The sequence below is a fragment of the Micromonospora sp. ABR4_055 genome, from assembly GCF_056160425.1.
This window is the reverse complement of record NZ_JBSWXD010000084.1, coordinates 1-13,035: the sequence shown is the minus strand read 5'-3', so window position 1 is coordinate 13,035 and position 13,035 is coordinate 1. Positions and strand designations below refer to the sequence as shown.

At 73.2% G+C, this 13,035-nt stretch carries 11 protein-coding genes and 1 pseudogene; 9 read left to right on the top strand and 3 right to left on the bottom strand.

Annotation, left to right across the window (positions count from 1 at the left end):
* Position 1 precedes the first annotated feature (1 nt).
* Entirely contained in the window at positions 2 to 1,072 is a 1,071-nt protein-coding gene (locus ACXAHD_RS19385; protein ID WP_281550613.1) for an AAA family ATPase, read from the bottom strand.
* Between the two features lie 443 nt (positions 1,073 to 1,515).
* Between ACXAHD_RS19385 and ACXAHD_RS19380 the strand changes: the two genes are divergently transcribed.
* The 8 genes from ACXAHD_RS19380 (at position 1,516) to leuS (ending at position 11,418) form a co-directional block, all read left to right on the top strand.
* Entirely contained in the window at positions 1,516 to 2,178 is a 663-nt protein-coding gene (locus tag ACXAHD_RS19380) for a universal stress protein (RefSeq protein ID WP_281550612.1), read from the top strand.
* A gap of 75 nt (positions 2,179 to 2,253) precedes the next feature.
* A complete protein-coding gene (gene mbhE, locus ACXAHD_RS19375; RefSeq protein ID WP_475052234.1) occupies positions 2,254 to 5,106 on the top strand; it encodes a hydrogen gas-evolving membrane-bound hydrogenase subunit E in 2,853 nt (950 codons plus the stop codon).
* Complete coding sequence (locus ACXAHD_RS19370) at positions 5,103 to 5,594, top strand: sodium:proton antiporter (protein WP_281550611.1); 492 nt, start codon at positions 5,103 to 5,105, stop codon at positions 5,592 to 5,594. The genes mbhE and ACXAHD_RS19370 overlap by 4 nt, the downstream gene beginning before the upstream one ends.
* The gene (locus tag ACXAHD_RS19365) at positions 5,591 to 7,144 is read left to right on the top strand and encodes a monovalent cation/H+ antiporter subunit D family protein (protein ID WP_289213179.1); all 1,554 of its coding nucleotides are present in this window, start codon (positions 5,591 to 5,593) and stop codon (positions 7,142 to 7,144) included. Before ACXAHD_RS19370 ends, ACXAHD_RS19365 begins: the two co-directional genes overlap by 4 nt.
* 113 nt (positions 7,145 to 7,257) lie before the next feature.
* Positions 7,258 to 7,680 carry a Na+/H+ antiporter subunit E gene (locus ACXAHD_RS19360; RefSeq protein WP_281555631.1) on the top strand — a complete coding sequence of 141 codons (423 nt, stop codon included), beginning with the start codon at positions 7,258 to 7,260 and terminating at the stop codon, positions 7,678 to 7,680.
* A gap of 38 nt (positions 7,681 to 7,718) precedes the next feature.
* Positions 7,719 to 7,934 (top strand): MrpF/PhaF family protein, encoded by a 216-nt coding sequence (locus ACXAHD_RS19355; RefSeq protein ID WP_370461544.1) that lies wholly within the window; start codon positions 7,719 to 7,721, stop codon positions 7,932 to 7,934.
* Positions 7,931 to 8,341: a monovalent cation/H(+) antiporter subunit G gene (gene mnhG, locus ACXAHD_RS19350; protein WP_281550609.1), complete on the top strand. Its 411-nt coding sequence runs from the start codon at positions 7,931 to 7,933 to the stop codon at positions 8,339 to 8,341. Before ACXAHD_RS19355 ends, mnhG begins: the two co-directional genes overlap by 4 nt.
* A 236-nt stretch (positions 8,342 to 8,577) precedes the next feature.
* The gene (gene leuS, locus ACXAHD_RS19345) at positions 8,578 to 11,418 is read left to right on the top strand and encodes a leucine--tRNA ligase (RefSeq protein WP_281550608.1); all 2,841 of its coding nucleotides are present in this window, start codon (positions 8,578 to 8,580) and stop codon (positions 11,416 to 11,418) included.
* 60 nt (positions 11,419 to 11,478) lie between these two features.
* Here leuS and ACXAHD_RS19340 read toward each other — a convergent pair whose 3' ends face one another.
* Positions 11,479 to 11,901: a winged helix-turn-helix transcriptional regulator gene (locus ACXAHD_RS19340; RefSeq protein WP_289213177.1), complete on the bottom strand. Its 423-nt coding sequence runs from the start codon at positions 11,899 to 11,901 to the stop codon at positions 11,479 to 11,481.
* A gap of 80 nt (positions 11,902 to 11,981) precedes the next feature.
* Between ACXAHD_RS19340 and ACXAHD_RS19335 the strand changes: the two genes are divergently transcribed.
* Positions 11,982 to 12,809, top strand: coding sequence for a Rossmann-fold NAD(P)-binding domain-containing protein (locus tag ACXAHD_RS19335; protein WP_281550606.1), 828 nt, complete (start codon positions 11,982 to 11,984; stop codon positions 12,807 to 12,809).
* On the opposite strand, the pseudogene ACXAHD_RS19330 reads toward ACXAHD_RS19335, so the two are convergent.
* A pseudogene (locus ACXAHD_RS19330) lies at positions 12,793 to 13,035 on the bottom strand (hypothetical protein); the annotation flags it as partial. The gene ACXAHD_RS19335 and the pseudogene ACXAHD_RS19330 overlap by 17 nt on opposite strands.

Here is a 13,035-nt window from a genome sequence, read left to right as displayed (position 1 = left end):
GTCACCGGCCTCGCGGCTCGAAGGGGACGGCCATCGGGGCGTCGGCCGGGCCGAACTGGCTGCCGTCGTACGCCGGGGCGGCCGGCCGTTGCCGCTCGTGGGGCAACGGCATCCGGTGCACCAGCTCGGCGATGATCGCGTCGGTGGTCCGTCGGGCCAGCTGTGCCTCGGCGGTCGGGATCAGCCGGTGGGCCAGCACCGGAACGGCGAGCGCCTGCAGGTCGTCCGGGAGCACGTAGTCGCGGCCCTCCAGCGCGGCGACCGCGCGGGCGGTACGCAGCAGCTGCAGGGTCGACCGGGGCGACGCACCGAGTCGCAGCTCCGGGGACTCCCGGGTGGCGGTGACCAGGTCCACCGCGTACTGCTTGACCGGGTCGGCGACGTGCACCTCCCGGACGGTGGCGATCAGCCGCCGCACCCCCGCCGCGTCGGAGACCGGCTGCAGCTGGTGCACCGGGTCTGCCGCGCCGTGCCCGTCGAGCATCGCCAGCTCGGCGCTCGGGTCGGGGTAGCCCATCGCGATCCGGGCGGTGAACCGGTCCCGCTGCGCCTCCGGCAGCGGGTAGGTGCCCTCCATCTCGATCGGGTTCTGGGTGGCGATCACCATGAACGGCGTCCGCAGCTCGTAGGTGGTGCCGTCGACGGTGACCTGCCGCTCCTCCATGCATTCGAGCAGCGCGGCCTGGGTCTTCGGCGACGCCCGGTTGATCTCGTCGCCGACCACCAGGTTGGCGAAGACCGCGCCCGGCTTGAACTCGAAGTCGTGGTTGTCCTGGTTGTAGACGCTGACTCCGGTCACGTCGCTGGGCAGCAGGTCCGGGGTGAACTGGATCCGGCGTACGGAGCAGTCGATCGACCTGGCCAGCGTCTTGGCGAGTTTGGTCTTGCCGACTCCGGGAACGTCCTCGATCAGCAGGTGCCCCTCCGCGAGCAGGACGGCGAGTGCCAGCCGAACCGTGGCGGTTTTGCCCTCGATGACCTGCTCTATGTTGGCCACGATGGCGTCGGACACGGCGCGGAACTCGTCATGGGGCATCGGAGCACCCAGATCGTCCCAGCTGTCTTGGGTCACGATCCTCCTCCTCGTCGTACGGCGTCACGCGGGTCGGCCCGGCCGCCCGCCGTCAGTCACGTGGGGGACCGTCGTCTCCCGCCGCAGGGACCCCACATGCCTCTCAGGCTATCCATCTTTCGCGCGTCCGCCATCCACGGGATGGCGTGGTCTGCTCACCCGCCCATGCTCACCGTGGGCAACCCGGTCGTAGACGGACGGTCCGGGAGCCGCGCGGGAGCGGGCAGGGCGGCACCCGCTCCCCACCGGGAGTACGGGCCGGTGACCGGTCCGGTTCAAGCGCCCGCCCGGACCGCGCCCCGCCCCGACCGACACCACCCGCCGGGGTGAACCCGCCGGGCGGCCGGGTAGGACCGGCGTTTCCCGGGTAGTCGGCGACACCAGCGGTGACCAGGTCAGATGGTCGGGCGGGTCGACCGGTACGTGCAACCGGAGGGAGCTGGATGTCCACAGCCGGCTACATCGTGACCGTCGTCGCCGTCTGGGTGCTCTCCGGGATCGTAGCGGTGGCGGTGTTCATCGCCCGGCACGGCCAACGCGCCTGGTACTGGTATCCGTTGGGCGCCGTGCTCGGACTGCTCTTCGTCCCGATCGCGGTGGAGCGCGGATCGCGACCGACGGGGCGGTTGGAAACCCGCCCGGCACCGCCCGACACCGGGCCGAGCGCACCCGGCACGGGGCCCCGGGTGTTGGTCGGCCTGGACGGCTCCGCCGACTCCGAGCACGCCCTGCGTACGGCGCACCGGGTGCTCGCCGGTCGCGTCGGCGAGCTGATCCTGACCACCGTGGTCGACGTCGCCGCCGTCGAGCGGGGCGAACGCACCGCCGAAGAAGTCGACCAGCTGGACCGGGCACGGGAACTGCTCACCGACCGGGCGGCCCGACTGCGCCACGCCGTCGGGCAGCCGCTGCCGAGCAGCATCGAGATCGTCACCGGCCGGCCCGCCCGGGCCCTGCTGGACGTCGCTCAGGCGCGCGACGTGGACATGATCGTGGTCGGGCGGCGGGGCCGTGGACTGTCCAACCGGCTGCTCGGCAGCGTCGCCGACCAGGTGGTCCGGGATGCCACCCGGCCGGTGCTGCTGGCCGCCAGCGAGGACGGTTGAGGTGCGCCCGACGACCGCCGGCCGGTGCCGGGCCGGTCCGTACCCCTGGGTCACCGCCGCACCGAGGGGTGCCCGTTGACGATGGTCGCGGTGCTGGCCCTGCTGACCGGGCTCGCCGCCGCCGTACCACTGCTCACCCGATCGCTCGGCCGCGACACCGGCTACCCGCTCGCGGTCGGCTACCTGTTGGGTTGCGGGCTGCTCGCCTCCCGGCTGCCGGTGGTGCTGGACAACGGCGCGGTCGCGGTCTCGGCGCGCTGGCTGCCGTCGCTGGACATCGCGTTCGCGCTGCGGCTCGACGGCCTGGCGATGGTCTTCGGGCTGCTGGTGCTCGGGGTCGGCGCGCTGATCATGATGTACTGCCCGCGCTACCTCGCCCCGCACCGCCCGTGCGCCGCGCTCTACACGCTGCTGACCCTGTTCACCGTGGCGATGCTCGGCCTGGTCTTCGCCGCCGACACGGTACTGCTGTTCCTGTTCTGGGAGCTGACCACGATCTGCTCGTTCTTCCTGATCGGCCAGGCCAGTCCGGCGGCGGCCCGCCCCGCCACCCGGGCGTTGCTGGTCACCGCCGGTGGCGGCCTGGCGCTGCTGGCGGCGGTCGTGGTGATGACGGTCCAGCTGGGCACCAGCGACCTGACCACCATCCTGGCCTACCCCGACCGGCTGCTCGGCTCGCCGGTCGCCTGGGTGGTCGGCGGGCTGCTGATCGTCGCGGCGTTCACCAAGTCCGCGCAGTTCCCGTTCCACTTCTGGCTGCCCAGCGCGATGGTGGCGATCACCCCGGTCAGCGCCTACCTGCACGCCGCGACGATGGTCAAGGCCGGGATCTACTTGCTGATCCGGTTCTCGCCGATCTACGCCGACCAGGCCGCCTGGACCATCGTGCTGGTCCTCGGCGGGCTCGGCACCGCGTTGGCGGGTGCGTTCCTCGCGCTGCGCCAGCACGACCTGAAGGCCATGCTGGCGTACTCGACGGTCAGCCAGCTCGGGCTGCTGGTCGGGGTGATCGGGGTCGGCACCCCGGCGGCGCTGGCCGCTGCGGTGCTGCACACCGTCGCTCACGCGCTGTTCAAGGCCACCCTGTTCATGCTCGTCGGCATCATCGACCGGGAGGCCGGCAGCCGGGACATCCGACAGCTCTCCGGCCTGCGCCACGTGATGCCGGTGACCGCCACCCTGACCGGCCTGGCCGCGATGTCGATGGCCGGCCTGCCACCACTGCTCGGGTTCGTCAGCAAGGAGGCGATCTTCGACGCGTTGATCAAGACCGGGGTCGATCCGTGGCTCAGCCCGTCGGCCGAGGTGCTGGCCGTTTCGGCGTCCGCCCTCACCTTCGCGTACGGCGCCCGGATCGTCTACGAGACCTTCGCCGGACCGCCGCGACAGCCGGAGCTGTACGAGCCGGCGTTGGCGTTTCTGACCCCGGCGGCGATCGCCGCGCTGCTGAGCCTGCTGCTCGGCCCGGCGGCCGCGCTGCTCGGCCCGTTGATCGACCAGGCGACCGAGGACGCGTCCCCCGGCGGCGATCCGCCGTACGTGGCGTTCTGGCACGGCTTCACCCCGGCGCTGGCGCTGTCGGCGCTCACCGTGCTGTCGGGGATGGCCCTGTTCGCCGCCCGTGGACGGGTCGACCGGCTGGTGCAGTCGGTGCGGCTGCCGCCGGCCGGGGCGGTCACCTTCGACCGCTGCTACGGCGCGCTGCTGAGACTGGGCGGGATCGTCGGCCGGCCGACCCGCTACGACTCGCCGGCCGCCCACCTGTTCCGGCCGGTGCTGCTGCTGGTGCTGATCGGGGCGGCCGGCAGCGCCGCGCTGGGGTCGATGCCGTCCTGGCCGGCCGCTGGCGCGGCGGCCGGCGACTGGCCGCTGCTGGTGCTGCTCGCGGTGGCCCTGGCCGGGATCGTGCTGGCCAGGTCGGCGCTCGCGGCGGTCGGGCTGCTGAGCCTGGTCGGCCTGATGGTCGCCACCTGGTTTCTGCTCGCCGGCGCGCCGGACGTGGCGTTGACCCTGATGCTCGTCGAGGTACTGACCGCAGTCGTCGCGATGCTCGTCCTGCGCCGGCTGCCGGCTCGGCTGCCGGGCGCCGACCGTCAGCCGGTCAGCTTCTTCGCCGCCGCCCTCGCGGTCGCCGCCGGTGCCGTCGCGGTGGCCGCGACGGTCGGGCTGACCGGTCGTCGTGACCTGTCCGCCCCGGCGGGTCACTTCCTGCGGACTGCGGAACCGGCGACCGGCGGCGGCAACGTGGTCAACGTGATCCTGGTCGAGTTCCGGGCGTTCGACACCCTCGGTGAGGCGACCGTCCTTGTCGCCGTGGCACTCGGGCTGGTCGGGCTGTTCCGGACCACCGGACGCGACGTCGCCGGTGGGCCCGACGTCGCCGGCGGGCCCGACGTCGCCGGCGGGCCCGGCGTCGCCGGTGGGCCTGGCGGCACCGCCGGGCGCGGCCGCACCGGATCCGGCCCGGCCGAGCCGGATCCGGTGCTCCGGTTCGCGTACCGACTGCTCACCCCGGTGATGCTGGTGGTCTCGGCGTGGCTGTTCCTGCGCGGCCACGACGAGCCCGGCGGCGGCTTCGTCGCCGCGCTGGTGGCCGGGATCGCGGCCGGGCTCGGTCAGCTGGCGTACGCCGGACGCCCACCGACGGCGGCCGGCCGGCTGCGGCCCGGGCCGCTGCTCGCCGCTGGGCTGCTGACCTGTCTCGGGATCGGTCTGTCCGCGCTGCTGGCCGGTGAGCCGTTCCTGACGCCGTCGCCCGGGCTGAAACTGTCGGTGCTCGGCTTCGCGGTGTCGCCGGTGACCTTCTTCGACCTCGGCGTCTATCTGATGGTGCTGGGCCTGATCACGGCGTCGGTACGGCGGCTCGGCACGGCGGAACCGTCCGACGGGGCGGTTCCGTCCGACGGGGCGGGGGTGCGGGCACCATGACCGTCGCGTTGGTGATCGGCCTGCTCACTGCGGCCGGCGTCTACCTCATCCTGCACCGCGGCCTGATCCGGGTCGTCATCGGCTTCGTCCTGCTCGGCCACGCCGTCAACATCCTGCTGCTCGCCTCGGGCGGTCTGTGGCGCCGGCAGCCGCCGTTCGGCGACGTCGACCCGGCGGCGACGGCCGATCCGCTGCCTCAGGCCTTCGCGCTCACCGCCATCGTGATCACATTCGGCATCACGATCTTCCTGCTCGCGCTCGCGGTGGTCGACCGGCCACGACCAGGCCGACCCGACCTGGAGCTGGGCGAGGCCGGCCCGCAGGACAAGGTCGATCCGGACAGCGCGGCGGGCCAGGACATCGCAGCGGGCCCGGAGCCGGAAGCTGGCCCGGAGCCGGTGCTGACCGAGCCCCGGTCGATGTCCGACCAGGTCGCCGAACACGGTCGGACGGTGGCCGGCGGCGACACCGGGGAGCTGCCCCGATGAATGCGCCGCTGCCGCTGGTCGGTCCGATCGTGCTGCCACTGGTCGTGGCCGGGCTGCTGCTGGCCGTACCGCGTCGGTTGACGCTGCACCGGATCGGCTGGCTGGGCACGGGCGTGGCAGTGCTCGCCCAGGGCGGAATGCTGCTGGCCGCGACCCGCCGTGGTGAGGTGCTGACCGAGCGGATCGGTGGCTGGCCGGCAGGCTTCGCGATCACCCTGGCGGCGGACACCTTCAGCGCGCTGATGGTCACGGTCGTGGCGCTGGTCGTGCTGCTGTGCGGGGTCTTCGCCATCGGTTCCGGTGACGACCGGCGACCGTATCTGGTCCCGCTGGCGCTGATGACCAGCGCCGGCGCGTTCGGGGCGTTCCTGACCGCCGACCTGTTCAACCTGTTCGTGCTGATCGAGGTCATGCTGGTGCCGTCGTACGTACTGCTGACCGCCGGCGCCGGCCGGGAGCGGACAGTGGCCGGGCGGATCTACGTGACCGTCAACCTGCTCGCCTCCACGATCCTGCTGGCCGGGGTGGGGCTGGTCTACGCCGTCGCCGGCACCGTCGATCTCGGCGAACTGGCCGGGTCGGCCAGCCGCGACGGCGCGCTGGCCCTGGCCGGCACAGTGGTGCTGCTCGCCCTGGCGGTGAAGGCCGCGGTGGTGCCGCTGCACGGCTGGCTGCCCCGCAGCTACCCGTACGCGCCACCGGTGGTCACCGCGTTGTTCTCCGGCGTCCTCACCAAGGTCGGTGGGTATGCGATCGTCCGGATCGTGGCGGTGGTCTATGACGGCGCGGTCGACTACCGGTGGGTGATCGGGCTGGCCGCCGCCGTGACCATGGTGATCGGCGTCCTCGGGGCGCTCGGCGAGACCACGATGCGTTCGGTGCTCGCGTTCCACATGGTCAGCCAGATCGGCTACCTGCTGATCGGGCTGGCGGTGTTCAACCCGGCCGCGCTCACTGCGGCGATCTTCTTCCTGGTGCAGTACATCCTGGTCAAGGCGGCGTTGTTCCTCTGCGCCGGGGCGGTGGTGGTCGGCTACGGCACCGATAAGCTGGACCGGCTCGGCGGGCTGGCCACGGTGCACCGGCTGCTCGCCCTGGCCTTCATAGGTGCGGGGCTGTCGCTGGCCGGGATGCCGCCGTTCTCCGGGTTCCTGGCCAAGTTCCTGCTGCTGCGGGCAGCGGTCGCCAACGGCGACTATCTGCTGTTCGCCGTCGCGGTGCTGGTCAGCCTCGGCACACTCATCTCGATGATCAAGATTTGGGATCTGGCGTTCTGGGGTGAACCCACGCCCGCACCGGTGGACCATGGTGGCCGCCCGTCGGCCTCCGTGAACCCGGCCGGCCAACCTTCGGTGTCCGCGAACTCGGCCGCCCGTACCGACGACGTGCCGCCGCGGATGACCACCTGGCTGACCGGGCCGGCGGTGCTGCTCGCGGCCCTCACCCTGCTGCTGGGTCCGGCCGCGCAGCCTTTGCTCGGCCTGGCGGCGACCGCCGCCGACGGACTGATCGACCCGAGCGCCTATGTGGAGGCGGTGACCGGACGTTGACCAGACGAACGCGACGGACCGAAAAGACCCGAACCGGCCCGGTGGAAGCCCGTACCGGCCGGGGAGCCGGCGGCGGCCGGGCCGGCAGGCCGCGCCGGGGGCCGGACCGGACGCTGCTGCACTGGCCGGTCCGGACGCTGCGCCGGGCCGGGCGGGTGCTGAGCTTCGTCGGCTACTTCACCGGCCGCCTGGTGGTGGCGAACGTCGTCGTCGCCCGGGAGATCGTCACGCCGGGCAGCGGGCTGTCGCCGGGGATCGTCGAGTTCCCGCTGCGGACCCGGACCAGCACCGAGATGGTGCTGATGGCGCTGGCCGTCGGGCTGACCCCGGGCACGCTCACCGTGGCGGTCCGCCCGCAACCGCCGACCCTGTTCGTGCACGGCATGCACGCCGAGGACCCGCAGCGGTTCCGCGCCGAACTCGCCCGGCTGCAGGACCACCTGCTGCCCGCCGCCCGCCCGGTCGACCGGGACGACCGGGCCGACCCGGGGGACCGGGACGACCGGGCCGACCAGCCGGAGGGAGCCGACCGGTGACCGGACTCGACCTCGTCCTCGCCGTCCTGGCCCTGGCGATGGCGGCGGCGATCATCCGCCTGGTGATCGGCCCGACCGACGCCGACCGCGCCGCCGCCGTCGACTTCGGCTTCTTCGTCTTCATCGCCGGGGTCGCCGTCCTCGCCGCCCGGCTGCGGATCGCCGAACTGCTCGACATCGTGCTGACCGCGACCCTGGTCGGGTTCCTCGCCACGGTCGCGCTCGCCCGCCTGGTGCATCGGAGGAGCCGGTGAACGGCTGGAACGTGCTCGCCGGGGTGCTGCTCGGCGCGGGCACCCTGCTGATCGGGATCACCGGGCTCGGCATGCTACGGCTGCCCGACGTCTACAACCGGATGAACGCGGTGGCGAAGGCGGCCAGCCTGGGTCTGGTGCTCATCCTGCTCGGCGCGCTGACCCTGCTGCCCAGCCCACGGACCGCGGTGGTGGTGACCCTGGCCGTACTGCTGCAGGTGGTCACCGCGCCGGTCGGCGGGTACGCGCTGGCCCGGTCGGCCTACCTGTCCGGTGCGCCGATGAGCCCGCAGAGCAGGTTCGACGCCCTCGCCGAGCAGGGCGGGCCCCGGCCCGACGCGGGACAGGGAGACCGGTCACGGCCGGGCACCGTGCCGGAGGGACCGGGGGAGGCCGGCCGGTCGTAGCCGTCGCCGGAGCCGGCGGTGAGGGCGGTCCACCTGGTTCGCCGACCCGGAGTACACTGACGCCATGGCCGGCGCCTTCCTGCTCCTTCTCCGGCCGTGCTGACCCACCAGGCCGCCTGACCGGCGCAGCGGCCGTCCGGCGGCGGCAGCACGGCGACCCCTCCTGTGGAGGGGTTTTTTCATGCCCACGACCAATACACCACAGCCCACAACCGACCCTGAGGTGGCGACCGACGATGAGCGAGGCAGTCGAGACCGCGGCGGACACCCCACCGTTCCGGTACACCGCCGCGATGGCCGGCGAGATCGAGCGACGGTGGCAGCAGCGGTGGGAGCGTGACGGCACCTTCCACGCGCCCAACCCGGTCGGCCCGCTGGCCGACCCGGCCCACCCGCGCGCCGACGCCGAGAAGCTCTTCCTGCTGGACATGTTCCCGTACCCGTCCGGCGCGGGCCTGCACGTCGGCCACCCGCTGGGCTTCATCGGCACCGACTGCTACGGCCGCTACCAGCGGATGGCCGGCCGCAACGTGCTGCACGCGATGGGCTTCGACGCCTTCGGCCTGCCCGCCGAGCAGTACGCGGTGCAGACCGGCCAGCACCCGCGGACCACCACCGAGGCCAACATCGAACGTTACCGGGCCCAGCTGCGGATGCTGGGGCTGGCCCACGACGACCGGCGGTCGGTGGCCACCACCGACGTGGAGTTCTACCGCTGGACCCAGTGGATCTTCCTGCAGGTCTTCAACTCGTGGTACGACACCGAGGCCGGCAGGGCCCGGCCGGTCAGTGAGCTGATCGCCGCGTACGAGTCGGGTCGGCGCGCCACCCCGGACGGGCGCGCCTGGTCCGAGCTGACCGACCGGGAACGCCGCGAACTGGTCGACGCGCACCGGCTGGCGTACGTCTCCGAGGCGCCGGTCAACTGGTGCCCCGGTCTGGGCACCGTGCTGGCCAACGAGGAGGTCACCGCCGACGGCCGGTCCGAGCGCGGCAACTTCCCGGTCTTCAAGCGCAACCTGCGGCAGTGGATGATGCGGATCACCACCTACGCCGACCGGCTGCTGACCGACCTGGACCTGCTGGACTGGCCCGAGCCGATCAAGCTGATGCAGCGCAACTGGATCGGCCGGTCCACCGGCGCGCACATCGTCTTCCCGACCGACGCCGCGCCGATCGAGGTCTTCACCACCCGGCCGGACACCGTCTTCGGCGCCACCTACATGGTGCTGGCCCCGGAGCACTCCCTGGTCGACGAGCTGGTGCCGACCGCCTGGCCGGAGGGCACCCGGCCGGCGTGGACCGGCGGGCACGCCACCCCGGCCGAGGCGGTCGAGGCGTACCGCAAGCAGGCGGCCGGGCGCACCGACGCCGAACGGCAGGCCGAGACCCGCGACAAGTCCGGCGTCTTCGTCGGCGCGTACGCCACCAACCCGGTCAACGGCGCCCGGCTGCCGATCTTCATCGCCGACTACGTGCTGGCCGGCTACGGCACCGGGGCGATCATGGCGGTGCCGGCGCAGGACGAGCGGGACTGGGACTTCGCCGAGGTGTTCGACCTGCCGATCGTGCGGACCGTGACACCGCCGGCGGACTTCACCGGCAAGGCGTACACCGGTGACGGGCCGGCGATGAACAGCGACTTCCTGAACGGTCTGGGCGTGACCGAGGCCAAGGAACGGATCATCGCCTGGCTGGAGGCGGGCGGCCACGGCCGGGGCGCGGTCACCTACCGACTGCGGGACTGGCTGTTCAGCCGGCAGCGCTACTGGGGCGAGCCGTTCCCGATCGTCTACGACGAGACCGGACTGCCGATCCCGCTGCCGGAGGAGATGCTGCCGCTGGAGCTGCCCGAGATCGACGACTTCTCGCCGCGTACCTTCGACCCCGACGACGCCGCATCCGACCCGGAGACGCCGCTGTCGCGGGCCGCCGACTGGGTCGAGGTGGAGCTGGACCTGACCGGGGTGCCGGGTGCGCCGGCCGGCCGGCGGAGCTACCGCCGGGAGACCAACACGATGCCGCAGTGGGCCGGCTCCTGCTGGTACGAGCTGCGCTACGCCGACCCGGCCAACGCCGACGCCTTCGTGGACCCGGCCAACGAGCGGTACTGGATGGGACCGGCGTCGGCGACCGACTGCGGCGGTGTCGACCTGTACGTCGGCGGGGTCGAGCACGCCGTGCTGCACCTGCTGTACGCCCGGTTCTGGCACAAGGTGCTGTTCGATCTGGGGCACGTGTCCAGCGTCGAGCCGTTCCGCCGGCTGTTCAACCAGGGCTACATCCAGGCGTACGCGTACACCGACGCGCGCGGCGCGTACGTCGACGCGGCGGCGGTGACCGAGCGCGACGGCGGCTGGTTCCACGGCGAAACCGCGGTCAACCGCGAGTACGGCAAGATGGGTAAGAGCCTGCGCAACGTGGTCACCCCGGACGAGATGTGCGAGGCGTACGGCGCCGACACGTTCCGGGTGTACGAAATGTCGATGGGCCCGCTGGAGGTCTCCCGTCCCTGGGAGACCCGGGCGGTCGTCGGTTCGTACCGGTTCCTGCAGCGGGTGTGGCGGGCCCTGGTCGACGAGCACACCGGCGCGTCCCGGGTGACCGACGCGCCCGCCGCCGACGAGGTCCGCCGGCTGACGCACCGGATCGTCGACGGTGTCCGCGCCGACATGGACGGGCTGCGGTTCAACACGGCGATCGCGAAGCTGATCGAGCTGACCAACGCGCTGACCCGGCTGCCCGCGACGCCCCGGGAGGCGGCCGAGCCGCTGGTCCTGATGCTGGCGCCGTTCGCCCCGCACGTCGCCGAGGAACTGTGGCAGCGGCTCGGCCACACCGGTTCGCTGACCTACGCCGACTTCCCGTCGGCCGACCCGGCGCTGCTGCGGGCCGCGTCGGTGATCTACCCGGTGCAGGTGGCCGGCAAGGTGCGGGGCCGCGTCGAGGTGCCGGCCGAGGCCGCCGAGGACGAGGTACGGGCCGCCGCTTTGGCCGCCGTCGCCGAGCACCTGGCCGGCCGTACGCCGCGCAAGGTGATCGTGGTCCCGGGCCGGATGGTCAGCGTGGTCCCCTGAGGCCAGGGCTCCTGGTGCCGGCGGCCCGGCCCGCAGGGTCAGCTGCGGGCCGGCCCGGGTTCAGCCGGCCAGGTGATCGCCGGCGCGGTCGTCGTAGCGCTGGCGGGCGGCGGCGATCACCGGTCGGTGCGCGAGTGACCAGTCGGCCAGCGCCTTGACCAGGTGGGTCAGGCTGGCGCCGACGTCGGTCAGCCGGTAGTCGACCTGGGCGGGGACGGTCGGATAGACCGTACGGGTCACCAGCCCGTCCCGCTCCAGCCGGCGGACGGTGAGCGTGAGCATGCGCTGCGAGATGCCGTCGATCGACCGTTGCAGCTGGCGGAAGCGCCGGGGCCCGGCCGCCAACTCGACCACGACCAGGACCGACCACCGGTCGCCGAGCCGGTCCAGCACGTCGCGGATGCCGCAGTCGGGGTGCTCGGCGCGCCCACACGGCTCCAGCTGTGCGGCCGAGGTGGTTACCGCGGTGTGCGTGGGTGACATGAGAGTGCCTTCTTGTCGGTGCCGACAGGGGGACGGGACGATCGCCGCAGGAAGCTACGGCGAGCAGGAGGACGTCCTCAATGATCCTTGTCACGGGTGCCACCGGACACCTCGGCGCGGCCATCGTCGACCGGCTGGGCCGCACCGGGGCACCGGTCACCGGTGCCAGCCGGTCACCGCGCCCGGGTCTGCGGCACCTGGACTTCGACCGGCCGGCCGACCTCGATCTGCGCGGCGTCCGGACGCTGGTGCTGGTCTCCGCCGGCTACGCCGAGGACGACCAGGTCGTCGCCCGCCACCGGGCGGTCGTCGACGCCGCCGTCCGCGACGGGGTCGACCAGGTGGTGTACACGAGCCTGACCACGGCGGGCGACCATCTCGGCTTCGCGCTGGCACACCGGGTCACCGAACAGCTGCTGGCCGCCAGCGGCCTGGGCTGGACGGTACTGCGCAACGGGCTGTACGCCGAACTGTTCGGGGCGCTGCTCACCTGGGGCCCGCAGGGGCTGGAGTCCGCCTTCGGCACCGGGGCCCTGGCCGCGGTCGCCCGGGCCGACCTGGCCGAGGCCGCCGCGCTGGTCGCCGCCGCCGCGTCGGAGCATGCCGGCCGCCGCTACGACCTGGTCGGCCGGCCAGTGACCGCCGATGAGGTCGCGGCCCGGCTCGGCGTCGGACACCGCACCATCGGCCTGGGGGAGTACCGCGCCCGGCTGGCGGACACAGCGGGTCTGCTGCCGTTCCAACCGCCGATGCTGGTGTCGACCGCGAGCGCGGTGCGACACGGGCTGCTCGGTGCCGGCGGCGACGATCTCGTCCGGCTGCTCGGTCGCGACCCGGCCGATCCACTCGAGGTCGCGGCGGCCGTGGCGGCGTCGTCCCGGCCCGGTCCGGCTACGCCGAGGCGGTGACGTCGCCGTCGGACCCGGCCCGGTCCCGCGCCGGCGCGGTGACATCGTGGTCTGGGACGCGGGCGGCGGCGGCACTGGCGCGGACCGCGCGGCGCCAGCGCAGCAGCAGGACGACGGTGGCCGCCGCGCCCCCCCCCGCCGAATAGGGGGCCAACCCACTGACCCCCCCAGGGGAGACCCCCGCCACACCGACCACCCCATAGCCCACCGCGGTTGGCGCCCAAAA

Coding starts and splice junctions, on each gene's coding strand:
- ACXAHD_RS19380 (WP_281550612.1), top strand. CDS start 1,516: ATGTCCACAGCCGGCTACATCGTGACCGTCGTCGCCGTCTGGGTGCTC.
- leuS (WP_281550608.1), top strand. CDS start 8,578: ATGAGCGAGGCAGTCGAGACCGCGGCGGACACCCCACCGTTCCGGTAC.
- ACXAHD_RS19335 (WP_281550606.1), top strand. CDS start 11,982: ATGATCCTTGTCACGGGTGCCACCGGACACCTCGGCGCGGCCATCGTC.
- ACXAHD_RS19355 (WP_370461544.1), top strand. CDS start 7,719: ATGGCGGCGGCGATCATCCGCCTGGTGATCGGCCCGACCGACGCCGAC.
- ACXAHD_RS19340 (WP_289213177.1), bottom strand. CDS start 11,901: ATGTCACCCACGCACACCGCGGTAACCACCTCGGCCGCACAGCTGGAG.
- ACXAHD_RS19365 (WP_289213179.1), top strand. CDS start 5,591: ATGAATGCGCCGCTGCCGCTGGTCGGTCCGATCGTGCTGCCACTGGTC.
- ACXAHD_RS19370 (WP_281550611.1), top strand. CDS start 5,103: ATGACCGTCGCGTTGGTGATCGGCCTGCTCACTGCGGCCGGCGTCTAC.